Genomic DNA, 25,439 nt, shown 5'->3' with positions numbered 1-25,439 from the left:
TTGTTTAATTCTTTTTTTATAGTATATTGAGTTTTTTTATGTTAAAGTTTAAAAATTTATTATTGAAAATATTTTAGGAGAGAAGAAAAGATGAAAGAAATTACAATTAAGGAATTTAACGAAGCCTATAAACTAGTTGAAACATTAGATTTTACATTAGCAATAGAAAAATTACAAACTCAATCAACAGGTGGATGGACAAAAAAAAGAGCAATAAAAGCAGTTAATGATTATAAAAAATATCTAGCAATTACAAAAGTGTTAGATGGCTATCAGCTTGTTCCAAATGGAGATATCGATGAAATTTGGCATTATCATATTATGGATACACGTCAATATGTGAAAGATTGCTATGAAATATTTGGTGGTTTTTTACATCATTATCCTTATTTTGGAATGATTGATGAAGAAAATGAAAAAAAATGGTTAGAAACTCAAGAGGTTTCTCAAAATATTTGGAAGAATTTATTTAATGAAGATTTGTATTATACAGAAGCACAAAAATGTCCACAAGCATGTCCTTGTCAAAAAGATACTGATAATAAAGGTATAGATTATAATTATCTTAAAAAATTTGTCGCTTAATAATGAATGATAATTATTTAATTGATTGTAGTTTAGAGGAATTAATTAATTTTAAAAAAATATTTTTTAAAGATATTAAAAAAGAACTTTCCTTAAATGAAGATTCTATTAGAAAAAGTTTAAATAGTAATAAAAATATTATTTTATTGAAAAATAAAATAAAAGAAAAATTACTGATTAATAATTTTATTATAATTAGAAATCTTGGAACAGACTTAGATTTATTTATTTTAATAAATATCTTAATTTCAGATAAATTGTATTTTTCTGAAAGAATGAATTTATATATTCATTCTTTTAGAAATAAAGTATTAGCGGATGAATTATCTGAAGACTTATCTAGTGGAGGCTTCCATACAGACTTTTCATTTCAAGATAAAATACCTGATTTTATATCTTTGCAATGCAAAGAACCTGACCCTAAATATCCATATTTAGGTAGAAACTATTTCTCATACGTAGATAATATATTTAACATTTTAGTAAAAAACTTTGATATATCAGAAAAATATTTATTAAATATAAAATTACCGTATACATTAAAAAATGAAACTATTTGGAATAATCCTTTTGTGAAAGAAAATAATAAAATTGAAATGAAACTCCATTTAAAGTTAGTAGATAGTCAAAAATTGGGAGCAGAACATTATATTGATGGTATACCAATTAGTGAGTTAATAAATCAAATTGCATTAAGTATATCTAAAGATTTTGTACTAAATAAAGGGGATATTGCTATATTCTCTAATAGATATCTTTTACATAAAAGAGGTGAGTGCAGTATAGATTTAATTAACAGAAAAAGTAGAGAATTAAATAGTATGAGATTTTTTATATGAAAATAGATTCATTAAGTTTTTGGTTGCAACTAACTGACTATTGCAACTTAACATGTGATTATTGTTATATTAAAACATTAAATAAAACTAAAGTTATGTCTAACGAAATAATACTACAGTTTTCAAAAAAATTATTGGCTACAGTAAAAAAATATCCAAATATAAATACAATCACTTTAAAATTAGCTGGGGGAGAACCTTTATCTCAATTTAATAGTTGGAAAAATGAAATTCAATATTTAATTAAGGAAATGAAAGAAAATAAAATTGATTTAAATATTAGAATATTAACAAATTTAACAATACTTGATGAAGAGATAATAAAGTATTGTAAAAAAAACAATATTACACTTGCAGTATCTCTAGACGGACTAGAAAAATATCATAATAAGTATAGAAAATATAAAAATAATATAGGATCTTTTTCAATAGTAGAAAAAAACTTAAAATTATTAAGACATAATAAATTAAATTTTGTAGTTTTAGTAACTATATCTGATGATAATTTAGACGGAGTAATTGAACTTGTTAAATTTTTATTAGATGAAGATATTACTTTTAGGCTTGCTGATGCTAAGGGTATGGATATAGATAGAAAGAAATTATCTGAAATATTAAATGAATGTTATATATTAATGGAAAAACATGATACTTTTGATATAAAGTATAAGCATGTATTGTGTGATCTAAATTTATTAAATGAAGCAACAACTCCTTGCAATATGGGAGTTTCTAGTGGAGCATTATATATTGATGGTAATATATTTTTTTGTCATTCTCAGTTTGGTTCAAATTTAAGTATAGGAAATATATATGATAGTGATGACCTTCTAACAACGATTCAAAAAGGATACGGCTTTCATTCTTTATCAGATGAATGTAAAAGTTGTGAGTTTAGTAAGATTTGTGCTGGTGGGTGTCCTTTATATAGAACCAATAACAATAAAACTCCAATGTGTAAAATATTTAAAGAAGTAATCCCAAAAATTAAAAAGTTACAAAGGAATATTTGAAATGATTAAGATAAAAAATGCTTATGAAAATAATTTAAAAAACATTTCACTAAATATACCACTCAAGGAAATAATATCAGTTATTGGTGTAAGTGGTAGTGGGAAATCTACATTAATTTATAATATTTTGGCAAATGAATCTAAAAGAAGAGAAAAAATAGATAGTGGCAATGCAAATTGTTTTGATTATGCATTACGAGCTGGATTTGATAAAATTGATAATTTACCTTATTGTGTTACTTTTAAACAAAGAGGACTTCAACAATCTATATCATCAACATTAGCTACCATTACCCAATTACATGAATTATTAAGAGAAGAGTTTATTAAAGATGCTCAAATAGTAACCAATTACGGTACTGTAGTTAGAAAACCTAATGAAAAAGATATTAAATATTTTATAGAAAGATTTTATCAAAAAGAAAAATTTAAATTATATGCTATTGTTTGTTTTAAAAAATATACAGACGGTAAAAAACAATTAGAATTATTGAAAAAAGAAGGAATTAAAGAAGCTATTTTTATTTCATCTTTTGATAATAAAGAAAAAGAAAGAAAAGTAGCATCAGTAAATATATTAAATAACAATTATCATCACACAATATTAGTTCCTTTTAAAAGTTTAAATGAAATTGATGATTTTAAAGAACTTGCTTTAGAAAGTTTTTTAATTAGAAATGAGAGTTATTCGTTTAATTTTGGATATGACTTTCCTGATAATGAGGATGGGACAATATATCAAAAAAAATCTATGCCATTGTTAAGTTTTAATTCTACAAGGGAATATAGTGGAAAATGTGATAAATGTTTTGGGCATGGCATGATTGAAACTATTGAAGAAGAATTACTTTTTAGTAAAGATAAAAAACTAGATGAACATTTCATAAATATTAATTTAAATAAGCAGGGGCGTTATGAATATATAATTTTATATCCGAACACAATATTAAAAGAATTAAAGAATAAAAAAATTAATCTTAATCAAACTTATTTTGATTTAACGTTTGACAATCGACAAATTATTAAAGATATTATATTTCCAAAAATATTAACTCATAAGAACAAGCCTTCAATAGGAAAGTTTGTAAAAACTATAGAATGCCCTTCATGTAATGGAACTAGATTAAATTATAAAGCTAATGCTGTTAAATTATATGGTTTAAATATTAGTGAAATGTTAGAATTAAGCGTAAATGAGTTGTATGATTTTTTTAAAGATAAAAATTTACATCATAAAAAAATTTTGGATATTTTAAAAGCATTACAAACAACAACATTAGGCTATTTATCATTAAATAGAACAACTGATACTTTAAGTGGTGGAGAATTACAAAGATTAAAATTTGCGATTGAATTAAATAGCAATTATAACGAATTACTTTATATCTTCGATGAACCATCTACAGGATTACACCCATATAACAATTACCAAATGATGCACTTAATAAAAATCTTAAAAGATAAAGGGAATACAGTAATTATTAGTGAACACAATTTAGACTATGTAAATAAAAGTGACTTTATAATTGAATTAGGACCAAATGGAGGAGAAAATGGAGGGGAAGTTCTTTATAGCGGAGAAAGTAAAGTTATTGAAGAAAAGAGTTTTTTAAGAAAGAAACAAAATATTAATTTAGATAACTTTATAGAGTTTATTGATGTAAATATTAATAATATAAGTCATCAAGATTTTAAAATTCCATTAAATAGTTTAGTTGCAATAAGTGGAATTAGTGGAAGTGGTAAGTCAAGTTTTATTCATAAAGTTTTAGTTCCAACAATAAAGCAATTTATAGCTGATAAAACTTTTAATTTGGACTTGGTAAATGAAGTTAAAGGTATTGAAAAAATTAAATCTATTATTGAACTAACTCAATCTCAAATTGGAGTAAACTCTAGGTCAATAGTTGCAACATATTTAAATATTTTTGATTTAATACGAGATATATATTCAAATATTTGTTTATCTAAAGAATATAAGTTTGATAAAAGTTTTTTTAGTTTCAATTCTTCAATTGGAGCATGTAATGTATGTAAAGGGTTAGGAGAAATTGAAGAAATTATTTGTCCAAGTTGTTTAGGACAAAGATTTAAACCTGAAGTTTTAGATATAAAGTATTTTGATTTAAATATTTTTGAACTTTTAAATACTGAAATAAGTAAGCTTAAGAAAATTTTTAATGAAGAAAAATTGAATTTTGCATTCAATATACTTGAAAAATTAGGATTGTCTCATATTTCATTAGGTAGAACTACTCCAACTCTTAGTGGTGGAGAAGCACAAAGATTAAAATTAGCAAAAACTTTAATAGAAAGTTTTAATAAAGTTAAAAAAGGAAATTTTTTATTTATTTTAGATGAACCAACAACAGGACTTAATTCTAAAGATGTATTTAAAATTTATTCAATTTTTGATGAAATTATATCTTATAAAAACTCAATAATCATTATCGAACATAATCTTGAAATCATTAGAAATAGCGATTATATTATCGATATTGGTATAGGAAGTGGTAAGAATGGTGGTAAAAACATTTATAGTGGAAGTTTTGAAGGCTTATTATCTCATGATAGCTCCTTTACAGCTAAAGCATTTAATAATAGTTTTGAAGAAACAAAGAATATAGAAATTGATACTTTAGATTTATCTAAGAAAGTTCATTTTAATAAAAAAGACAGTGACTGTAATAAGTTTTATTTAAACGATAATCATTTTGGAATTGAAAAAGATTTTGCACAAAACTACAGTGTAACTACTGATAATACTAATCATAAATATTTTAAAAATAGAGAAGAACTTTTCAATTTTGTTGATACTTTAAATAATATAGAAATATTTTTCAATCCTTATACTTCAGAATTATTTAAATATAAGGTTGTTCCAATTAGTATAAAAAAAGATAAGATTAAATATCTTAAAAAACTAGGATTTTATGTAGATCTAAAAGATTATGAACTAGAAGAATGGTCATATAGAGTCAATATAGAAAATCTTGAGAAAGCCTATAATTTTGGGAATGGATGGTTAACGATAAAAAGTAATAATATTATTTATGAATTATTTACACGTTTAGTAAGTTTAAAATATAAGATTGTGGGGTCTCCTATAATAAATGAAAAAACTTTTAATCTCTATTTTAATAGTTGCATATACTGTGATGGAAAAAGTACAAAGCAAGTTTACGATAGGGACTTAATAATTGCTGATAAAACTAAATCTGTTTTAGATAAAGATTTTTTTGTTTCTAACATTAAAATAAACTTGAAAAATGTTGTAAATAGATTTAAAAAAGAAAAATTATTTGATTTTACTAAACCTTTTAATGAGCTTTCTCTAGAAGAACAAAATATCTTTTTATTTGGATTTAGAGAACATAGTTTTTTAAAGCCAAATGGAAAAACTAATATTCAGAGTGATTATATTATTTGGAAAGGAATATATAGCTATATTTACCATAATCTCTCTAAAATAAAGATTGCAGATGAAATAAAGAAGTCTCAACATACATGTATTTGTCCTTTTTGTAAGAAAGGCTTTAAAAAAGAAGTTATTTTTTTTACTTATAAAAACAAAAGAATAATTGATTTTTTAGATTAAATTAAGGTATAGAATAACTATTCAAATAATAAATTTTTCTAGTTTTAATAAAGAAAAATAGTTTATAAAAAATAAAGTATTAAAATTTACATATTAATAATCTACATAAATAATTAAATATTTATACTAAAGTTATTCAATAAAATACAATTGTAACTTTTTTTATGAATTAATTTTTAACTCTTCTTAATAAAAGTCCGCCTGTATAACCTATTGCAAGTCCTATTAAGTGAGCATACCAAGCAATAGGAAGTCCTATTAATAGTGGTGCAACAGAGATTAATAAAACCCAAGTAACAATACCTTTTCTTTGATATGTATCCACAAGAGCAACATATCCTAAAAGTGCACAAATAGCACCAGAAGCTCCAACTAAATTTACATGATTGTCTAAAAATAGTATATATAAAAAACTCACCAAAGATGTAAGTAAGCCAAATACAAAATAGGCTATAAAAAATACTGTTTTACCTTTATATCTTTCTACTGCATTACCAAATTGATAAAGTACAAACATATTCATACCCAAATGCCCAATGCCACCATGTGCAAACATAGTTGTCAATGGTTGCCACCAAAATCCCTCAATAATCATGTATCTATTTAATCCTAAGACTAAACTTCCATAATTTATGTTTATTTGAATAATATACATCAATACTGTAATTGCAATTATTATATTTGTAAGAGTTAAATTTTTATTTTGCATTTGTTTTAAATGTCCTTATTGCACAATCTGTGATTTTTCTCAATTGTATTTTATCAAAATAAACTAAATTGGTAAATACTCCAAATATTTCATTTCCATTTATTCTAATAGAGATATTTATTGCACCAAAATCTTTCTTTTCTCTTTCATTTTCTATAAGTTCATATTTGATTGTAAGATACTTTACAGGGTTTTTCAAAGGTGCCATTTGTATTGCATCTACAAAATAGCTATCTTGTTCTGCTAAACTTATATACTCTTTGATATAAGACTTTGAATTAAGTGCTTCAATATATCCACCACTTAATTTATAATACCCTTTTTCTAAAGCTTTTAGTGAGTTTTGTAAGGTTTTTTTATTTTTTATTCTTAAAGTAGAGTTTGTATCAAGACATGCAAGTTTAACAATTTTTTCTTTTTGTTCTTTTTCTTGCATATCTCCAAAATATTTTGAATAAAGAGTAATTACAATTGAAACTATTACAATAGTTCCAAAAGTAAAAAAATTATTAATAATTTGACTTGGATTAGCCCCTCTTCTCATATTTTTATATTAAAGTTTCTTTTAATACATCATCTATTGTATCAACTGCTTTAATTTCCATAGACTTTTTAACTTCTGATGGGATATCATCTAAATCTCTTTGGAAATTTTTTCTAGGAATTAATACTTTTTTCATTTTTGCTTTATGTGCTGCGATTAATTTCTCTTTTAATCCACCAATAGGAAGGACTTTTCCTGTTAAAGTAAGCTCTCCTGTCATTGCAATATCTGATTTTACTGCTTTATCTGTTAAGATTGAAGCTATTGTTGTAGCCATTGTAATACCAGCACTTGGTCCATCTTTTGGAGTAGCACCTTCTGGAATATGTAAGTGAATATCATATCTTTTATAAATCTCACTAACATCAACACTTATATTATCTTCTTTCTCTTTTGCTGTTTTTGGTATAGCTTTTTCATCAACTTTTAGTTTTCTTTCATCAATCAAAAGTTTTACAACAGAATAAGAGATTCTTGAAGACTCTTTCATAACATCGCCCATATTTCCAGTTACTGAAAGTATTCCTTTTCCTCTTAACTTAACAGCTTCTGTTTTTAAAACATCTCCACCAACTGCTGTCCATGCAAGTCCATTTGCAACACCTATTTGATTTTTTTTCTCTGCTTGGTCAATCTCAAAAATCGGATTATCTAAATAATGTTTTAGATTTTGAGTATTTATTGAAACTTTTGAAGTATCGTTTTCTGATACTATTTTCTTAACTGCTTTTCTAAATAGTTTTGAAAATACTCTTCTTAAATTTCTAACTCCAGCCTCTCTTGTATACTCAGAGATAATTTTCTCAATTGTTGGCTTACTCATAGAAATTTCACTTTTTTTAAGTCCATGTTTTTCTAATTCTTGAGGAATTAAATAATCTTTTGCAATATGATATTTCTCATTTGGAGTATAAGAGCTAATTTCAATAAACTCCATTCTATCTTTTAATGCAGGTGGTATTCTTCTTAAATCATTTGCTGTTGCAACAAAAATTACTTGTGATAAATCAATAGGAAAATTCAAATATAAGTCTCTAAACTCATGGTTTTGTTCAGGGTCTAATACTTCTAACATCACAGCAGTTGGATCACCTCTATGATTTGCTCCAAGTTTATCAATTTCATCAAGTACAACAACTGGATTCATTTTTTTTGCATCAACTAAACTTTTTACAAGTCTACCTGGCATTGCTCCAACATATGTTCTTCTATGTCCTCTTAACTCATTTACATCTTCCATACCACCTAGTGCAACTCTTTCAAGTGGTCTATGAAGTGCTTTTGAAATTGAGTTTGCAAGTGAAGTTTTACCAACACCTGGAGGTCCCACAAAACATAAAACTGTTCCTTTAGATTTTAAAGTCTCAATATTTCTTTTTTCTAGTAACTCTTTTACTGCAAAATACTCAGCAATTCTCTCTTTTGCTTTATCAAGTGAATAGTGATCTTTGTTTAATTGTTCTTCTACATTTGAAACAGAAATTCTTGCATCTGCATACTCACCAAATGGTATTTCTAAAACTTGTTCTATATAAGTTTGTAAAAGTGAAGCATCAGGTGAATCTTGATGCATTCTACTTAATTTTTCAATCTGTTTTTTTGTCTCTTTATAGCCCTCTTTTGGCATAGAGTTTTTGATTTTCTTTAACTTCTTTTTATAAGCTTTTATCTCATTGTCTTTTTGATTATCAGCACCTAATTCTTTTTGAATAGCTTTTATTTGCTCTTTCAAAAAGTAATCTTTATGTGTTTTTTCAATTTTTGAGTTTACTTTTTGAGTTATCTCTTTTTGAATTTTTAAAGCTTCTATCTCTTTTTTGATTGTTTCAATTATCTCTAAAAGTCTTTTTTCTATATCAGTTTCAGAAAAGAGCTTATAAGCATCATCTTTTTTAATTCTTAATACAGATGAAATCAAATCAGCAATTCTAACAGCATCATCATTCTCTTCAATTGTCTTAATTAAATCAACTGGAAATTTTGAGTTAACTCTAGAAAGTTTTTTTACTTGATCTCTTAATACTTCAATAATAGAATCAATTGATTCTTGTGAGTACTCTTTTGTTTCATGTAAATCGACTTTAGCAACTGTATTTTTCTCTTCACTATAATTTAAGATTTTACCTTTTGCTAATCCTTGGAAAAGTACTTTTGTTTTACCATCTGGTAAAGATACTTTTCTCATGATATTACCAATCACACCAACATCATAAAAATGTCCCTCTTTTCTACTATTTTCATGACCTGGCTTGCTAACTGTTACCATAACCAATTTATCATTGTTTATGGCCTCTTCAACTGCTGCAATATTCTCTTTATCATCTAAAAATAATGGTGCAATCATAAAAGGATATAAAAATATATCTTCTTCTATTATTAGTGGTAATTCTTGTGGAAATGAATCATAATTCTCTAATTCCATCAAACTTCTCCTTAATATAATACTTTATTGTATTTATTCAAATATTGCTCTATAAAAAGGTACATCAACCTCTTTTATATCTTCTGTTTTAGTCCAAGTTTTTTCAGCTTTTTCTTTATATACTTTTGCAGCTTTAGGCTTATCTAATCTTTTATATAAATCTGCAATTGCTATATCTAATTGTGCTTTTGCCATATGAACTCTTGCATTTATAGTATCAATTAATGGCATATATTTTGATTGCGGATATTTTTGCTTAAAAACTTTTATATCTTCAATAGTATCATCTAATAACTGTTGATCTCTTAATTGATAAGAAAAACCTAAAAAGTTTGCTTTAATTTTAAGAAACCTAACATAATCAATATCTTTACTTATAGTAAATCTTTTGATGTATTCATCTAAATAAAAATTAGCTAATGCATACTGTTCTTCTTGCATATGCGCATTTGCTAAAATAATCAAAGAAGTTGGTAGAAGTGGTGAGTTTCTATGCTCACTTTCCAATGATGTAAATGTATCATCTGCAGCTTCCAAATCATAATCTGCTATTTGCTTTGTCATTTTATTATACCAATAAAGAGCTGGTCTATCATACTCTTGTATTCTATCACTTTTAGAAGAACAAGAGGCTAGTATGAAGCCTGCAGAACAAATTAATAACACATTTTTTAACTTCAAGTTTCTAATCATTTTAATAATCCTTTTCATAAAAGTAGTATTTTATCTAATACTTGCTTATATGAAATAAAAAATATTATTAATTATTTGATATACTATGTAAAATCAAAGAAAAAGGCAGATTATGAAACTAACATTAATAGGTAATGGTATTATGGCTCAGTCACTAGCTAAAGGCTTAGTTAAAAACTATGAAGTGGAAGTTATAGGAAGAGATATTTCAAAATTAAAAAAAATGCAAGAGAAAATTCCTCAAATTGAAATAAAAGTAATAGATGACCAAGAAGACATAACAGATAAAAATATTATTTTTTGTGTAAAACCTTATGCTTTACAAAGTGTTTCTGTAAGATTAACAGGAACTGCAAATACACTTTATTCAATTTTAGCAGGAACTAAACTTGAAACTTTAAAAAAACAAATACATGCAAAATTCTACATAAGAACAATGCCAAATATTGCAGCTTCAATGTCTATGTCAATGACAACTATTACAGGTGATAAAGAAGCAAAAATAGCAGCACTTGAAATTTTTGATGCTATTGGAAAAACTGTTTGGGTAAATACAGAAGCTCAACTTGATATAGCAACAGCAGTTGCAGGAAGTGGACCTGCTTTACTTGCAATTATTGCAGAAGCAATTTCTGATGGTGCTGTTAAGGCTGGACTAGAAAGACATATTACAAATGAGCTTGTTCATGGTCTTTTTGCTGGTACTTCTGCACTTTTAGCAAAAACTCATCCAGCAATTATTAAAGATTCAGTTATGAGTCCAGGTGGGACAACAGCAGCAGGTGTTGCTATGCTTGAAGAGGGAAAAGTAAGAGATGCTATGATAAAAGCAATAGAAGCTTCACATGCAAAAGCAACAGAACTTAGTAAAAAATAAAAAAGCTTTTACTTTATTTGAGACTTTAATTAGTCTTACTATTTTAGCTATTGTAATAAGCTTAGTATATAAACTAAGCTTTTATAATAGTTATAAAAAAAAGTTTGAAAAGCTTGAAAATATACAAAATTTGTTTATTTTAAAAAATTATTCAAATGATTTTTCAAAAAAAGATGAAACCCTAAGAATAATTCAAAATAAAACAGTCAAAAGTATCAATGTAAAAAAGATACTTTACAACAAAGACAATATAAGTGTATACAAATATGAACTGCAAAAATAAACATGCATTTATAACTTTAGAACTACTTTTAGTAATAGTTATTGCTTCGATTGTATTAATTAGTAGTTTTAAAATAATCACAAATATTTATCAAAATGCTAAAACTTCACAAAACATTAGCATTTCTCAATTAGACTTGTTAAGCTCAAGAATTATTTTAGAAAAAAATCCAAGCTATATAAATAATTTATCATTAAAAAATAACAATCTTTATATTGAAAACTCTCTATTTTTAGAGAATATTTCAAATTTTAAAATACAAAATAAAGAAAATTTTAGAATTATTAGTTTCATATATAATAATATTTATGAAATCAAGTGGGTAATAAAAATATGAAAAACTCTTTTACCCTACTTTTTACTATTTTAATAGTAACAATTTTAAGTTTAATTAGTATCAAAATATTTGAAACAAAATCTGTTAATAGTACAAACCTTACAAACAAATATGTATATATTCAAGCTTTGAATCATCTTATATTTTTAGAAGAGTATATTAATTCACTTGAAGATGTAAAAAATATAGATGAGATAAAAATAGATAATAAAGAGTTTTATATTAAGGCTATATTTAAAAAAGTAGCTTTAAAGCATAAAATCTCTTTAGAAGTAAAAGCAAAAAATTTCAATGTAAGAGTTCAAAAGACTCTTACAAAATAGTATCTAAAACTTTTAAAGCAAGATTTAAAGCTTTAGTTCTATGGGAAAATGATTTTTTCACCTCATAGGGAAGTTCTCCTAAAGTTTTATCATAATTATTTGGAATAAACATAGGGTCATATCCAAATCCACCCTCACCTAATTGTTTATTTATGACATTTCCATGCATCCACCCATGAACTGTATAAACTTCACTTTTATAAACAATTGCTATACAAGCTGTATAAAAAGCTTCTGTTTTTTCTAAACTTTTTTCATTTAATTTTGAAATTAATTTTTCATTATTTTCTTTATCACTTGCATTGTCTCTTGCATATCTTGCTGAATAAATGCCTGGTTCATTATTTATTGCAGGAACTGTAATTCCACTATCATCTGAAATTACAATGGCATTTTCATCTTTTAATAAATCATATATTGATTGTGCTTTTTTTATAGCATTACCTTTAAAACTATCTTTATCTTCAACAATTTCAATATCTCCTAATAACTCTTTGTAAGTTACTATTTCATGTGAGGGAAGAAGTGTTTTAAACTCTTTTATTTTACCTTGATTTGCACTTGCTAAAACAATTTTCATATAATTCCTTAAACTCTTTTTTTTATTATATTAAAAGATTAAAAAATCTCTGCTTTATGAGAAAACTTAAACGCTTTTTACAAAATTATCTTTTAACATCTTATTAACTTTATTAATATATAATCTTCGCCTATTTAAAAAATTCAGGATTATATAATATGATTAAATCAATAATTCCTCTAAGTTCCATTATAGCTTTAAGATTTTTAGGACTATTTTTAGTATTGCCAGTATTATCAGCTTATGCAATGAACTTAAAAGGGGCAACAACAGAGATTGTAGGTATCGTAGTTGGTGGTTATGCCTTAACACAAATGCTTTTTCAAGTGCCATTTGGAGTTATGAGTGATAAATTAGGAAGAAAAGGCACAATTGTAACAGGTCTTTTACTTTTCGCAGTTGGTTCATACTTTTGTGCTATTTCAGAAGATATTTATACTTTAATGTTTGGTAGGTTATTGCAAGGTGCAGGTGCGATTGGTGCTGTTGTTACTGCTATGATTAGTGATATTGTAAAAGAAGAGCAAAGACCAAAAGCCATGGCTGTAATGGGTGGTTTTATTGCAATAAGTTTTGCCATATCAATGCTTGCAGGACCTACAATTAGTGCCGTTGCAGGTGTTCAAACTCTATTTTATATTACTATGGCTTTAGCTTTAGGTTCAATAATAATTTTATTTAAAGCAGTTCCAAACCCTCCTCATATTACCCATACATATAATGCAAAAGCAAATTTAGCAGATACATTAGCAAATGCAAATATTTTAAAAATGCATCTTACAAACTTTTTACAAAAAGGTTTGATGACATTTGCATTTATGATAATTCCAATGGTTTTAATAAAAAACTTTCAATGGGATTTTGCAGAGTTATGGAAAGTCTATCTTCCTGCAATGATAGTAGGTATTTTATCTATGGCACCTGCTGCAATTCTTGCAGAAAAAAAAGGTAAATATAAAGAAGTTCTTATGATAGGTATTGCATTTTTTGGAGTATCATATATGATAATTGGTACATCAACTAGTTCAATTGGTTTTATAATTGGAGTTGTAATTTTCTTCTCTGGTTTTAATATGCATGAACCTATAATGCAATCACTTGCATCAAAATTTGCAAAAGTTCATCAAAGAGGCTTAGTTCTTGGAGTATTTAACTCATTTGGTTACTTGGGAACTTTTGTTGGTGGTCTTTTAGGAGGTATATTTTTTGAAGATGTATCTTTAAGTACTTTAGTTATTGTTATTGCTGTTATTTGTGTTATTTGGATAATATTAATAGCTACAATGCCAAATCCATCAAAGAAAAAAATGTCTTATTTAAATTTAGATGAATTTAAAAGAGAAAATACAAGTAATCTTCACAATAAAAATATTGATGAGTGGTATATCAATGAAACTGAGAATATTATAGTTGTAAAATATGATAGTAATTTAATAGATGAAGATGGTGTTAAGAGTTTATTAAAATAATTTCTTCTATACTATAACTATCATAGTTATAATTTCAAATAGAGGTAAGAAAATGAAAAGGACAATTGTTGCAGTAGTAATAATCTTTTTTTCTCTTACCTCTTTTTCTACTGCAACCATTCCTAAAAACTTCTCCCAAGAAAAATTCAATGAATTTACTAAAAAATATGGAAAAAAAGCTTCAAAAAGGCTCCTTTTATGGGATGATTTAATAGAGTCTGCAAAAGATAAAAAGCTTTTATATAAACTTAAAATGGTAAATGATTTTTTTAATAAAATACCATACAAACTTGACTCTGTTCATTGGGGGAAAAATGATTATTGGGCAAGTCCATTTGAGTTTTTAGGAACGGGTGCAGGTGATTGTGAAGATTATGCTATTGCTAAGTATTTTACATTAAGACAACTTGGAATAGAAGATGAAAAACTAAGAATAGTTTATGTAAAACTACTTAGAAAAAACTCTAAATATGAGCAAGCACATATGGTACTTACTTATTATCATAAACCAAATGCAACTCCAATTGTACTTGATAATATCAACAAAAGATTGAAGTTAGCCACTAAAAGAGCAGATTTAAAACCTGTTTATAGTTTTAATGCAGGCGGATTATATAGAGCAAAAAACAAAGGGAAAACTTCTGAGAAAATTGGAAGCAATAATCTAAAATCTTGGAAAGATTTAATGAGTAGATTTTAAAGGAAAAAACATGTCATTATCAAAACAGTTATATATCATAATAGCATTTATCTTTTTGATTATTTTTACAGGTAATTTTATTATAAGTGTAAAAAATGCAAAAGAGTATCTTGAAACAGAAGCTAGTACAAAAGCACAAGATACTGCAACTGCACTTGGAATGAGTCTAAAAGGACTTATGAAAGATAAAAATGATGCAGAAATAAAATCAATAATAAATGCTATTGCAAATAGAGGTTTTTATAAAGAGATAAGACTTGAAGATACACTTTTTACTATTAAAAAAGCACAACTTATAAAAAATGCAAACGATAAAAGCATTGATAATAGTTGGGAAATAGAAAATATAAAAGTAGATAAAAACCTTGGAAATATAGAAACTAATAGCGATGATTTAGATTTAATGCAAGAGCTTGAAGCTTTAGAGAATAATCAAGAGCTTCATCTTAAAAAAAGTAAGCCTACTCAATATAAGTTTATTCCAAATGGAGATTTAAAGCAAAAAAACATAAAAATTTACTTTACAGCTTTAAAAGACAAAAAAAGCATTAATACTTTTTCAACAATTGTTATTGACAATACAATCGTAAAAGTAACAAGAGATGAGAAATTTGAATATGTTCCACAATGGTTCGTAAATGCAATTTCAATAAACTTAAAAGAGATGGAGAGTCAAATAAGTAATGGTTGGAAAACTACTGCAACTATTTATGTAAGTGCAAATGCAGGGGATGCTTATGCAAAACTGTACGAACAAGCAAAAAGTGGAGTTATATACTCAATAATAGCATTTATAATATCAATGCTATTACTTTTTGTATTTGTTCAATATCTTTTAAAACCACTTAAAAATATAGAAAAACTTGCAAGAAGTATTGCAATAGGAAATTTTAAAACTATTGATAAACTTCCTTGGACTACTGAAATTAGAAATGTTGCAATTTCAATGAATGAAATGTCAATAAAAATAGAATCAGTAATTACAAAATTAAATAAAAACTTAGAAAATATAACTCAAAAGTTATCAAAAGATGAACTTACAGGATTAAATTTAAAACAAACATTTGAAACAGATATGAAAAAAATGTTTATATCTAAATCAAATGGTTATATTTTTACTATAAAAATTGATGATTTAGGAGAGTTTGCAAAACAGCATACAAATGAAGAAGTAAATAAATTTATCAAAAAATTTGCTTCAATTTTAAAAGAGTGTAAAGCTTGTGAAAATATAAATATTAGTGCTTATAGATTTTATGGTTCTGAGTTTGCATTAATTACAGATGGAATAAACTATGAACAAGCTCAAGAGTTAACAGCTACAATAAAAAGAGAGTTTGAAAACCTTGCAAGTGAAATTGGCAAAGATGAAATCGCACATATTGGAGCAACACCTTTTAATCCTATTGGAACGACAGATCAAATGCTTCATGCTGCAAATGAAGCTTATGAAAAAGCAAAATTAATAGGTCCAAATGAAGCTTTTATTAGAGATAGTGATGATTTAGTAAGAGATATGAAAGCATGGAGAACTTTAATCTTTGATATTATAGAAAATCAAAGATTTGAAATAAGCTATATAGGTGATGCAAAAGTTCTAAATGGCGAAGATGAAAACAAACTTGTAATGCAAGAAGCCTTTACAAAAGCATATGATTTAGATAATAAAGATATTCCTATTGGTACTTTTGTATCTATAGCAGAACAGTATGAAAAGATAGTAGATTTTGATAAAGCGGTTATTTCTAAAGTTATTAGTGATATAAAACTAGAAAATATCAAGCACTCAATTTCAATTAACTTATCACTTGATTCAATTGATGATTTAAACTTTATTCTTTGGCTTAGACAAACACTTTACAAACACAAAGATATATCTCATCAACTTGTATTTTCTCTTACAGCTTATGCAGTTACTAAAGATATTGAGAAGTTCAAAGATTTTGTTACTGTAATACATGAATTAGAGGCAAAAGTAATTATAAAAAGATTTGAATCAAAATTTATTGCATTAGATGATATTAAAAATCTTGATTTAGATTATATAAGACTTGCAAGAGAATATAGTAACAATGTAAAAAATGATCCTTCAAAACAAAGTTTTATAGAAGCAATGGTTGAATTAACACATCTTTTGAATATAAAACTATTTGCAGAGAATATTAAAGATGATGAAGATTTACAAAAAGTAAAAGAATTAAATGTCTATGCAGCAAGTAGATAGTATCTAAAAATTGTCCAAAAAATTAAGAAATTATTTTTGGACAATTGATACATTTTGTAGCATACTCTTCTTCATCAACTTCACATAAAGTACAAGGGTTAGAGGCTTTAATTTCTCTTTTTATTTTGCACTTAGGATTTAAATTTGCAAAGAAAGAGACATTTTGTGCAGAATCATTAACTAATGCATTTATTATCTTTTCTGAACTATTATAGTTCTTTGCAACACATCTTCTAACGCTTGTATAAATACTTTGAGCTAAAAGTTTTAATATATTCTCTTTGTTGCTTACTTTGGCTAAACGAATCAACTCTATCTCATTCATTTGTGAAACTTGTAGTGATGTTATAATAAACTCCTTAAATTATATAATTAAATTATAGTTTATAAAAAGAACAATTTAGCAACATTTCATGTATAAAAAATAGTCTATTTTTTTCATTTTTTAAAATTGAAAACAAGCTTTAATTTGTAACTTTTTTTTTATTCATTTTCATATAAAAAAAGAATAAAAATGACATAATCAAGCCATTTTAATTAAACATTAATTCTTTATTAATAAATATGAATTATAATACAGCTTTTAATAAAGGTAATTAATGTTTGAAAAATTTTTAAGATTTTTTGTAGAAAATGCAAGAATGAACTACACATTGTTTTTTTTAATTTTTGCAATTGGAATCTACTCTTATACTAAAACACCAAAAGAAATATTCCCAAATTTTGATTTAGATATGATATCTATAAATGGTTCTTATAGTGGAGCTAGTGTTGATATACTTGATAAAATGGCAGTAACTGAGATTGAAGATAATCTAAAAAATATCACAGGAATTAAAGAGATAACAACCGTAATTAGTCCTAGTAGATTTACAATTGTTTTAGAGTTAATCAAAGGTCAAAATAGATATAACATTGCAGATAAAGTAAAAGATACTATTACTTTGACAAAATCAAATCTGCCCTCAGATATGGACGAGCCCAGTGTTAATGTAGTTGAAAGATACAAAAAACTTATTGATGTTACATTAACTTCAAAAAAGTATTCAACTGATGAGTTAAAACCTTTTGCAACACAACTTAAAAGTAAGATTTTAGGAGTTGATGGAGTTGGAGATGTATCAATATATGGAGATTCAGATAAGTATTTTGAAGTACTTTTAGATGATAGAAAAATTGAGGCATTGAATTTAAACAAAAACGATGTATTTAGTGTCATTTCAAACTTATCTTATATTTTCCCAATAGGTAAAATTGAAGGAAGTAAAAAACACTTTTATCTTTCAACTTATAATGGAGCTAAAAATGCAATAGATTTTGAAAATAGCTTAATAAAAATATCGAATAAAACTTTATATTTAAAAGATATAGCAACAGTAAAAAAAAGATATGAAGACTCTTCAACTCTTTTTTCTTTTAATGGAGAAAATGCACTATCTTTAGCAGTTGAGCAATCAGAAACATCAGATGCACTTAAAGTTTCTCGTAATATGAAAGAGCTATTAAAAAAGATAAATAAAGAAAATAGTGATATACATATTACTATTGCAGATGATAATAGTGAAAGAATTCAAGATAGACTTAATATTGTTATTTCAAATATTTTACTTGGAATTATATTAATTACAATACTTGTTGCTTTATTAATTAACTTTAGAATGTCTGCAATTATTGCTATTGGTATTCCAACATCATTTGTTATAGCTGCTATTTATATGTATGTTTTTGGATATACAATAAATATGATATCACTAGTTGGTGTACTTATTGCAATTGGTATTGTAGTTGATGATGCGATTGTTGTAAGTGAAAATATACAACAACACATTGAAGAGGGTTATGAACCTAAAGAAGCAGCTATACTTGGTGCAAAAGAGATGGTAAAACCTGTTACTATTGCATCAATGACAACTCTTTTTTCATTTTTACCTATTTTAATGATTAGTGGAACTATGGGTGAAGTAATGAAACTAATTCCTATTGCATTAAGTGCATTACTTGTTGCTTCATTAATTGAATCATTTATCTTTCTTCCAATTCATGCATCCCATACATTAAAAAGTGGTTCAAAAGTTACTTCATGGGAAAAAGCAAATAAAATATATAGTGAAGTAATCCACTTTTTTATGAGATGGAAAAAAAGTTTTTTAATTCTTTTTATAATACTAGTACCGGTTGCTACATTTATGGCAATTAAATCTTCAAAATTCCAAATGTTTCCAAACTTTGATGCAACTGATGTAAAAATATCAATAAAAGCAAATGAAAATACAAAGCTTGAAGATGCATATAAAATAGTTCAAAGTATTGAAGCAGATTTAATAAAAGAAGAAAAAAGATTTTTTATTAGAAGTATTGATTCTGTTGCTGGTTTTAGAAGAGATACAGGAAATAATACAGAAAGATTTCCTTATGTAATGTATATGACAGTTGAGTTAAAAAAATTAAAACAGATGAACTTTTTAGACAAATATGTAACTCCTTATTTGAGTTTTTATTATGATAAAGAAGGAAGAGAAAGAACTGAAAAGTCTAAAGTTATTGCAAAAAAATTAAAAAAATTTTTAGAAGATAAAAAATACAAAGAGAAATTTAATTTAAGTGAATTAGTTATTTTAGAAAAAAAAGTAGGTCCTGTTAAATCAGATATAAAAATTGGTTTAGCCTCAGATGACAATCAAAAAATAATTAAAAATGTAGAACTTTTAACTAAGAAAATTGAATCAATAGATGGTGTAGTTTCTACTTCAAATTCACTAAAATTTGGTATTGATGAGATAAAAATAAAAGTAAACGAGTATGGTCAAAAACTTGGGCTTACAGAGAGTTTTATTGGCTCATATTTATCAAACTTATATTTAGAGAAGAAAAAATCTGTCTCTTTTGATGAAAAAGAGATGCTAGATATTAAAATAAGAAGCATAAATAAAGACAATTATGAAAATTTTAAAAATGTAGAAATACCACTACCAAATGGACAGTTTGTAAGACTATATGAAATAGCAAGATTTGATATTATTAGATCATTTGAGCAATTAGTAAAAGATAATACACAAAAGAATTTTTATGTTTATGCAAATGTAAACTCAGATATTATAACAGCTTCTGAAGTTACTAGTAAAATAGAAAAAACTTTAGAAAAAATAGAAAAAGATGGAGTAAGGCTAATATTTAAAGGTGAAGCAGAGAAAAGAAAAGACTTAAAAAATGATATGCTTTATGCTACTTCACTTGCGTTATTATTAATAATGCTTGCTATGCTTTATTTATTTAACTCTTTTAGAGATACTTTTATACTAATGAGTATTATTCCTTTTTCAATCTTAGGTGTACTAATTGGTCACAAACTTATGGGATTAAATCTTTCTATGCCATCAATTATTGGAGCATTAGGATTAGCAGGAGTTGTAATAAATGATGGAATTATTATGATGACATACTTGAAAAAAGCAAAAAATATAGAACAAATATTTTATAGAGCATCAAAAAGATTTAGACCAATTATACTTACAACAATAACAACACTAATTGGTATGAGTTCACTTATTTTCTTTCCAACAGGTCAAGCTGTTATTTTCCAACCAATAGCCATAGCACTTGGTTTTGGTCTAGCTTGGGGAACAATACTAAATCTTGTATATCTTCCTGTTCTTTATACTATTTCACATAAACTAAAGTAGAGTTTTCTCTACTTTAAAATACTAAATTTATATCCCATTCCATATATATTTTTAATAATTTTAGTTGAAGTTTTCTTTCTAAATCTTTTTAAAATCATCATGATTTTATTTTCACTGTACTCTTCATTTTCACCATAAATTGATTTAAATAAATCCATTAATGTAAAATAGTGTACATCTTCATTACAAAACTTTCCTAAAATAGTATACTCATTTTTTGTTAAATCAACTTCTTTATTCTCTTTTTTTAATATTTTATTATAGTTATCCCAAGTGAAGCCATCTTCTAAATGGACTATATTCTCTTGATTTATGCCTTTTCTATTTTCAATAGCTTTTAAAATTGATTCTTTAAAAAGACTTCTTGGAAGAGGTTTAACTAAATATTTAAAAATATTTAATTCAATTGCATCAAATAAATATGCCTTATCACTATGTGCAGAAAGTACAATAATTGTAACATCTTTATCTTCTTTTCTTATCTCTTTGACAACATCCATGCCATTTATAAAAGGCATACTAATATCAAGCATGATTATATCTGGCTTATGTTTATAGTACATCTCTAAGCCCTCTTTTCCATCTGCTGCTTCAATTATTTCATCGAACAACTCTTCTAAATAAATACTATAACTTTTTCTCAAAAGTTCATCATCTTCTACAAATAAAAGTTTCATTTTTTCATCCTATAATACTAAATTTTGCTCCATTGGCATGATTTTTACAAATTAATTTCTTATTCATATTATCTTCAATTATCCTTTTTGCAATAAAAAGTCCAATTCCTGAGTTTACTTTTTCGTCTTTTGTTGAGATATTTGCATCAAAAATCTTCTCTATTGGCTTTACTTTTATTCCTCCTGCATTATCAATAACAGAAAAAATTCTTTTATGTTTTTCTTCTATAATCTCCAAGGTAATTGTTGGATTTTTGATTTTTTCTTTTATTATTGCATCAATGGAATTGTTTAACAATATAATTATAACTTGAATATACTCTTTTTTATATCCTACTGTTTTAATTTTAGTATTTTTACAGTTTATCAAATGATTTACTGAATTTTTATTAAATTTAATATCTAATAATTTAATTGCCTCTTTTGCACAATCAATCAAATAAAACTCTTCTTTGTTTTTTTGTGGACTAAAATAGTCTAAAAATTGAGTAACAGTATCATTCATATATTTAGTTTGTTGCTCTATTTCATTTAATTGATTAGATAAATACTCTTTTGTTAAATTTTTTTTGTTATATGTTGTTTCTAAATTTAAAGATATCATATTTATTCTATGTAATGGTTGTTTCCATTCATGTACAATTGAGTTTAATACTTCACCAAATGAGGCTAATCTTGTTTGCCTAAGTATGTAAAGCTCTTGTTCTTTATTTTTTATTTTTAATTTTAAATTTTTTTCATTACTTAGTTTTAATCTATATGCAATTAAAAGTGACATCATAACAATTTCCAATAAAATATTAACTTTTAGGATTTTTGTCATTAAATTTGTATCAATAAATCCTAAAACAATATTTACAATAAAAGTTAAAGTAACAACCATAAATATTGTCCAAATAAAAGCATATATTTTCGAGATTTTCTCTTCTGTTATAATTAAATATCTAATTGAAATAGAAATTATCAATAATGTAATTAATATTGTACATAAAAGCAAATATTTTTGAATCAAATAAAGAAAAGATGAATCAAGAAATGCAATCAAAACTCCAATTATTGAAACCAAAGGAAGAATACAAATTGAAGTAAGCATTAAAATTCTATATAAAACAAAAGCATTTCTTCTACTTTGAAATAAATTAGAAGAGAACTTTGCAATTGAGATAAAAGTTATTATAAAAAAGATGCAAGATAATAACTCATTTAAAATAGGAAATGAAGAGAATAAAAGATAAGTCAAATACCCATCATAAAAAAATAAAAAACCAAATACTCCTATAATGTAGCCTAAATAGTATTTATAAATTTTTACTTTGGAAACTAAAAATATAAAAAAATTATAAAAAAACATCAAAAATAAAGCAGCATAAAATGAGCTATTAAATATATTTTCAAAATCCCTTTGTTTATAAAATTGTTCTTTTGAAACTATATGCATAGGAATTAAAAGAGAAAAAGAGGAATCGATTTTAATATAAAGTGTACTTTTACCTTTTGGTATCTCATATGCATATCTATTGTAGTCTGAAAACTCACATAAGTTGTTGTATTTTATGCCATTTTGATATTTTTTGATTAACTTACTATCTTTAAAAAAATAGATATTAAGCTCATCAATTAAAAAGTTATCTATTCTAAAAAGCTGTTGTTTGGAAGATTTATTATTGATTTCCAATTTTAGCCAATAGATATTTTGTGAAAATTTAAAATTTGAATTATCATGAATACTAAATTTTCTAAAGTTTTCATGTACTATAGTTTCAATGGGAAAATCATTTTTATTAAAAGTTAAATATTTATCTAATTTTCTAATTTCATTATTGTTATTTTCGATAACTAAAGTTTCAGAATACAAGGTATTAAAAAAAAGCAACAATAAAAAAAGATATTTTTTAAGATTCTTCATTTTTACTCTTATATTATAAATACTAATGATGTTAATGTATCAAAAGTAATATCTGAGGGTTCAGCACCAATATCTTCTAAACTATTTTCTACTTTATGTATCATAAGAGATAGCAACACTTCAAAAGAGAAATTAGAGTGTGACAATAAACTCTCTTTATTTTCAACAATTGATTTTAAATCTTTTAAATTATTTAAATCATCAAATCTTTTTTTCATATATTCAACTTGCCAATTATTTTGCCAAGTTAAAAATAGATAGTTACCATTTATATCTTTTGAAGTTCTTATTTTCCATTTTAAAATATGCAGATTTTTATATAGTTTTTCTAATTTTTCTTTATCATAGTTTAATGCTGTAAATTTATGTTGTCCTGCAATTAAATAAGCATCATAAATCATATAATAAACCCCAAGTATTAAATAATCATTTCTATTTAAAAGACCTTTTTTATCAAAAGCCAAATCAAGATATTGTTTAAAGTTTTGCAGTTTTTTTCCATCAAAATCTCTTAAAGTTACAAAGGTTTCACCACTATTTATTTGACTATAAATCGCTTTTTCTAAAGTTTTATTATAATATTTTGGATTTCTTTTATCAAGTTTTACTTTATACTTATGCAAATAATTCATTATTTGCTTATAATCTTTAGAGATTTCATTTGCTTTTTGTGTTTGAAATACGCTTTTTATATTACTATTTGATGCACAACCGCTAAAAAGTATAATTAAAACATATATAAATATAAAATTTTTGTACACTTTTTAGCTTCCTTATGTAAGAATTATAAATTTACCTTATTTTAACATATTGATACATAAAATACATCTTTCCTTGTATAAAAATTAATTATTTTAATCTAATTTATTTAAGCATTCTTTTGAAAAAGGAATTATTTCATTTATTCTATTTTCTTTTATTTTATTTACCCAATTAGCATCAGCTAATAAAGCTCTTCCCACTGCAACTATATCAAACTCATTATCTTTTAGCTTTTTTTCTACTAATTTAATAGTTTCTAAGTCTTCATCAAGTCCTATATTTCCCACTGTTATTACAGGTTTATTTGTTATTTTTTTTGTCAAAGTTGCAAGAGTAAGTGGTGATTTTTTAAAAGCTGGCATCCAAAATCTTCTCTCACTAACATGAAATATATCAACTCCTGCTTTAACTAGTGATAAAAGAAGCTCTTTTAATTCTTTTTCGTCTTTAGCTATTTTTGCATCATAATCTATAGTTTTCCATTGTGAAAAACGAAATACTACTGGAAAATCTTTTCCTACTGCTTTTTTTATTGACTTTATTAATTCATTTGCAAAACGCAATCTATTAGTAAATGTTCCTCCATATTTATCTGTTCTTTGATTTGTCTTTTCCCAAAAAAATTGATCTATCAAATATCCATGGGCAGCAAGAAGTTCTATTCCGTCAAAATTTAACTCTTTTGCATCAAGTGCAGCTTTTGTAAATGCCTTTATTACTTCATCTATATCATTTTGACTCATAGCTCTTACAGTTTGTTTGCCCTTAATGTATTCATCCATTGGACCAATACTTACCATATTTTCATTAGGAGTTACTCCTAGTTTTCTAGTATTTCCTGCATGCCAAAGTTGTGGTATTATCTTTGCACCTGAGGCGTGAACTTTGTCTACTAGTTTTTTCCACATAATTAAAGCATCACCATAAAATGCAGGAGCATTAAAATTACCATTTGCAACTTCATGGTTTACAAATGTTCCTTCACTTATTATTAATGCTGTGCCACCTTTTGCTCTTCTATCATAATAATTTATCATATCTTCTGTTGGAATGTTATTCTTAGCCTGTGTTCTTGTCATTGGTGCCATTGCAATTCGATTTTTTAAAGTTAGATTTCCTAAAGAAATAGGAGAGAATAAAATTGAATTTTCCTTCATAATTATTTCCTTTTATTTTTTTGAAACTTTAACTTTTATATGTTATATTGTCAAGAACTAC

The 25,439-nt window shown here is 25.4% G+C and carries 22 protein-coding genes; 12 read left to right on the top strand and 10 right to left on the bottom strand.

Features of this window, described 5'->3' with window-relative positions; translation table 11 throughout:
* Positions 1–90 precede the first annotated feature (90 nt).
* Genes ACTCCZ_RS01420 through ACTCCZ_RS01405 form a run of 4 tightly spaced genes read left to right on the top strand, consistent with a single transcriptional unit; the run spans position 91 to position 6,035 of the window.
* Positions 91–585, top strand: a complete 495-nt coding sequence (locus ACTCCZ_RS01420; protein WP_079577412.1) for a glycine-rich domain-containing protein — start codon at positions 91–93, stop codon at positions 583–585.
* Between the two features lie 2 nt (positions 586–587).
* A complete protein-coding gene (locus tag ACTCCZ_RS01415; protein WP_079577411.1) occupies positions 588–1,424 on the top strand; it encodes a hypothetical protein in 837 nt (278 codons plus the stop codon).
* Positions 1,421–2,437 (top strand): radical SAM/SPASM domain-containing protein, encoded by a 1,017-nt coding sequence (locus ACTCCZ_RS01410; RefSeq protein WP_079577410.1) that lies wholly within the window; start codon positions 1,421–1,423, stop codon positions 2,435–2,437. Before ACTCCZ_RS01415 ends, ACTCCZ_RS01410 begins: the two co-directional genes overlap by 4 nt.
* A gap of 1 nt (position 2,438) precedes the next feature.
* Positions 2,439–6,035 (top strand): ATP-binding cassette domain-containing protein, encoded by a 3,597-nt coding sequence (locus ACTCCZ_RS01405; protein ID WP_079577409.1) that lies wholly within the window; start codon positions 2,439–2,441, stop codon positions 6,033–6,035.
* A 169-nt stretch (positions 6,036–6,204) separates the two neighbouring features.
* Here ACTCCZ_RS01405 and ACTCCZ_RS01400 read toward each other — a convergent pair whose 3' ends face one another.
* Genes ACTCCZ_RS01400 through ACTCCZ_RS01385 form a run of 4 tightly spaced genes read right to left on the bottom strand, consistent with a single transcriptional unit; the run spans position 6,205 to position 10,403 of the window.
* Complete coding sequence (locus ACTCCZ_RS01400) at positions 6,205–6,744, bottom strand: rhomboid family intramembrane serine protease (protein WP_079577408.1); 540 nt, start codon at positions 6,742–6,744, stop codon at positions 6,205–6,207.
* Positions 6,734–7,288: a hypothetical protein gene (locus tag ACTCCZ_RS01395; protein WP_079577407.1), complete on the bottom strand. Its 555-nt coding sequence runs from the start codon at positions 7,286–7,288 to the stop codon at positions 6,734–6,736. Before ACTCCZ_RS01395 ends, ACTCCZ_RS01400 begins: the two co-directional genes overlap by 11 nt.
* Before the next feature lie 4 nt (positions 7,289–7,292).
* Positions 7,293–9,710 carry an endopeptidase La gene (gene lon, locus ACTCCZ_RS01390; protein WP_079577406.1) on the bottom strand — a complete coding sequence of 806 codons (2,418 nt, stop codon included), beginning with the start codon at positions 9,708–9,710 and terminating at the stop codon, positions 7,293–7,295.
* 33 nt (positions 9,711–9,743) lie between these two features.
* Positions 9,744–10,403 carry an outer membrane protein assembly factor BamD gene (locus tag ACTCCZ_RS01385; protein ID WP_079577405.1) on the bottom strand — a complete coding sequence of 220 codons (660 nt, stop codon included), beginning with the start codon at positions 10,401–10,403 and terminating at the stop codon, positions 9,744–9,746.
* 112 nt (positions 10,404–10,515) lie between these two features.
* On the opposite strand from ACTCCZ_RS01385, the gene ACTCCZ_RS01380 reads away from it, so the two are divergent.
* Genes ACTCCZ_RS01380 through ACTCCZ_RS01365 form a run of 4 tightly spaced genes read left to right on the top strand, consistent with a single transcriptional unit; the run spans position 10,516 to position 12,223 of the window.
* On the top strand, positions 10,516–11,280 hold the full coding sequence (locus ACTCCZ_RS01380; RefSeq protein ID WP_079577404.1) for a pyrroline-5-carboxylate reductase: 765 nt from the start codon (positions 10,516–10,518) through the stop codon (positions 11,278–11,280).
* Positions 11,249–11,563, top strand: coding sequence for a type II secretion system protein (locus ACTCCZ_RS01375; protein ID WP_079577403.1), 315 nt, complete (start codon positions 11,249–11,251; stop codon positions 11,561–11,563). The genes ACTCCZ_RS01380 and ACTCCZ_RS01375 overlap by 32 nt, the downstream gene beginning before the upstream one ends.
* The gene (locus ACTCCZ_RS01370; RefSeq protein WP_079577402.1) at positions 11,547–11,900 is read left to right on the top strand and encodes a type II secretion system protein; all 354 of its coding nucleotides are present in this window, start codon (positions 11,547–11,549) and stop codon (positions 11,898–11,900) included. Before ACTCCZ_RS01375 ends, ACTCCZ_RS01370 begins: the two co-directional genes overlap by 17 nt.
* Positions 11,882–12,223, top strand: a complete 342-nt coding sequence (locus ACTCCZ_RS01365) for a hypothetical protein (RefSeq protein WP_079577401.1) — start codon at positions 11,882–11,884, stop codon at positions 12,221–12,223. The genes ACTCCZ_RS01370 and ACTCCZ_RS01365 overlap by 19 nt, the downstream gene beginning before the upstream one ends.
* On the opposite strand, the gene ACTCCZ_RS01360 is transcribed toward ACTCCZ_RS01365, so the two are convergent.
* Positions 12,213–12,803: a non-canonical purine NTP pyrophosphatase gene (locus tag ACTCCZ_RS01360; RefSeq protein WP_079577400.1), complete on the bottom strand. Its 591-nt coding sequence runs from the start codon at positions 12,801–12,803 to the stop codon at positions 12,213–12,215. The two genes, ACTCCZ_RS01365 and ACTCCZ_RS01360, sit on opposite strands and share 11 nt — an antisense overlap.
* Positions 12,804–12,961: 158 nt before the next feature.
* Here ACTCCZ_RS01360 and ACTCCZ_RS01355 point away from each other — a divergent pair, with 158 nt between their 5' ends.
* From ACTCCZ_RS01355 to ACTCCZ_RS01345, 3 genes are read left to right on the top strand one after another with little or no spacing between them, the layout of a single operon-like run.
* Positions 12,962–14,272, top strand: a complete 1,311-nt coding sequence (locus tag ACTCCZ_RS01355; RefSeq protein WP_079577399.1) for an MFS transporter — start codon at positions 12,962–12,964, stop codon at positions 14,270–14,272.
* A gap of 52 nt (positions 14,273–14,324) precedes the next feature.
* The gene (locus tag ACTCCZ_RS01350) at positions 14,325–14,972 is read left to right on the top strand and encodes a transglutaminase-like cysteine peptidase (RefSeq protein WP_079577398.1); all 648 of its coding nucleotides are present in this window, start codon (positions 14,325–14,327) and stop codon (positions 14,970–14,972) included.
* Between the two features lie 10 nt (positions 14,973–14,982).
* Positions 14,983–17,196: a bifunctional diguanylate cyclase/phosphodiesterase gene (locus ACTCCZ_RS01345; RefSeq protein ID WP_079577397.1), complete on the top strand. Its 2,214-nt coding sequence runs from the start codon at positions 14,983–14,985 to the stop codon at positions 17,194–17,196.
* A gap of 22 nt (positions 17,197–17,218) precedes the next feature.
* Here ACTCCZ_RS01345 and ACTCCZ_RS01340 read toward each other — a convergent pair whose 3' ends face one another.
* Positions 17,219–17,521, bottom strand: coding sequence for a hypothetical protein (locus ACTCCZ_RS01340; RefSeq protein WP_079577396.1), 303 nt, complete (start codon positions 17,519–17,521; stop codon positions 17,219–17,221).
* A gap of 274 nt (positions 17,522–17,795) precedes the next feature.
* Between ACTCCZ_RS01340 and ACTCCZ_RS01335 the strand changes: the two genes are divergently transcribed.
* Complete coding sequence (locus ACTCCZ_RS01335) at positions 17,796–20,876, top strand: efflux RND transporter permease subunit (RefSeq protein ID WP_079577395.1); 3,081 nt, start codon at positions 17,796–17,798, stop codon at positions 20,874–20,876.
* Between the two features lie 8 nt (positions 20,877–20,884).
* Here the strand turns inward: ACTCCZ_RS01335 and ACTCCZ_RS01330 are convergent, their stop codons facing one another.
* From ACTCCZ_RS01330 to ACTCCZ_RS01315, 4 genes are all read right to left on the bottom strand, one after another.
* A complete protein-coding gene (locus ACTCCZ_RS01330) occupies positions 20,885–21,553 on the bottom strand; it encodes a response regulator transcription factor (RefSeq protein WP_079577394.1) in 669 nt (222 codons plus the stop codon).
* A 4-nt stretch (positions 21,554–21,557) separates the two neighbouring features.
* A complete protein-coding gene (locus tag ACTCCZ_RS01325) occupies positions 21,558–23,459 on the bottom strand; it encodes a sensor histidine kinase (protein ID WP_079577393.1) in 1,902 nt (633 codons plus the stop codon).
* A gap of 8 nt (positions 23,460–23,467) precedes the next feature.
* A complete protein-coding gene (locus ACTCCZ_RS01320) occupies positions 23,468–24,220 on the bottom strand; it encodes a hypothetical protein (protein ID WP_079577392.1) in 753 nt (250 codons plus the stop codon).
* A 93-nt stretch (positions 24,221–24,313) separates the two neighbouring features.
* Positions 24,314–25,378 (bottom strand): oxidoreductase, encoded by a 1,065-nt coding sequence (locus ACTCCZ_RS01315; RefSeq protein ID WP_079577391.1) that lies wholly within the window; start codon positions 25,376–25,378, stop codon positions 24,314–24,316.
* Positions 25,379–25,439: the final 61 nt, after the last annotated feature.

It is taken from the genome of Malaciobacter sp. (assembly GCF_055140965.1).
This window is presented reverse-complemented; position numbering and strand designations above follow the sequence as displayed.

Coding starts and splice junctions, on each gene's coding strand:
- ACTCCZ_RS01420 (WP_079577412.1), top strand. CDS start 91: ATGAAAGAAATTACAATTAAGGAATTTAACGAAGCCTATAAACTAGTT.
- ACTCCZ_RS01415 (WP_079577411.1), top strand. CDS start 588: ATGAATGATAATTATTTAATTGATTGTAGTTTAGAGGAATTAATTAAT.
- ACTCCZ_RS01410 (WP_079577410.1), top strand. CDS start 1,421: ATGAAAATAGATTCATTAAGTTTTTGGTTGCAACTAACTGACTATTGC.
- ACTCCZ_RS01405 (WP_079577409.1), top strand. CDS start 2,439: ATGATTAAGATAAAAAATGCTTATGAAAATAATTTAAAAAACATTTCA.
- ACTCCZ_RS01400 (WP_079577408.1), bottom strand. CDS start 6,744: ATGCAAAATAAAAATTTAACTCTTACAAATATAATAATTGCAATTACA.
- ACTCCZ_RS01395 (WP_079577407.1), bottom strand. CDS start 7,288: ATGAGAAGAGGGGCTAATCCAAGTCAAATTATTAATAATTTTTTTACT.
- lon (WP_079577406.1), bottom strand. CDS start 9,710: ATGGAATTAGAGAATTATGATTCATTTCCACAAGAATTACCACTAATA.
- ACTCCZ_RS01385 (WP_079577405.1), bottom strand. CDS start 10,403: ATGATTAGAAACTTGAAGTTAAAAAATGTGTTATTAATTTGTTCTGCA.
- ACTCCZ_RS01380 (WP_079577404.1), top strand. CDS start 10,516: ATGAAACTAACATTAATAGGTAATGGTATTATGGCTCAGTCACTAGCT.
- ACTCCZ_RS01375 (WP_079577403.1), top strand. CDS start 11,249: ATGCAAAAGCAACAGAACTTAGTAAAAAATAAAAAAGCTTTTACTTTA.
- ACTCCZ_RS01370 (WP_079577402.1), top strand. CDS start 11,547: ATGAACTGCAAAAATAAACATGCATTTATAACTTTAGAACTACTTTTA.
- ACTCCZ_RS01360 (WP_079577400.1), bottom strand. CDS start 12,803: ATGAAAATTGTTTTAGCAAGTGCAAATCAAGGTAAAATAAAAGAGTTT.
- ACTCCZ_RS01355 (WP_079577399.1), top strand. CDS start 12,962: ATGATTAAATCAATAATTCCTCTAAGTTCCATTATAGCTTTAAGATTT.
- ACTCCZ_RS01350 (WP_079577398.1), top strand. CDS start 14,325: ATGAAAAGGACAATTGTTGCAGTAGTAATAATCTTTTTTTCTCTTACC.
- ACTCCZ_RS01345 (WP_079577397.1), top strand. CDS start 14,983: ATGTCATTATCAAAACAGTTATATATCATAATAGCATTTATCTTTTTG.
- ACTCCZ_RS01340 (WP_079577396.1), bottom strand. CDS start 17,521: ATGAATGAGATAGAGTTGATTCGTTTAGCCAAAGTAAGCAACAAAGAG.
- ACTCCZ_RS01335 (WP_079577395.1), top strand. CDS start 17,796: ATGTTTGAAAAATTTTTAAGATTTTTTGTAGAAAATGCAAGAATGAAC.
- ACTCCZ_RS01330 (WP_079577394.1), bottom strand. CDS start 21,553: ATGAAACTTTTATTTGTAGAAGATGATGAACTTTTGAGAAAAAGTTAT.
- ACTCCZ_RS01325 (WP_079577393.1), bottom strand. CDS start 23,459: ATGAAGAATCTTAAAAAATATCTTTTTTTATTGTTGCTTTTTTTTAAT.
- ACTCCZ_RS01315 (WP_079577391.1), bottom strand. CDS start 25,378: ATGAAGGAAAATTCAATTTTATTCTCTCCTATTTCTTTAGGAAATCTA.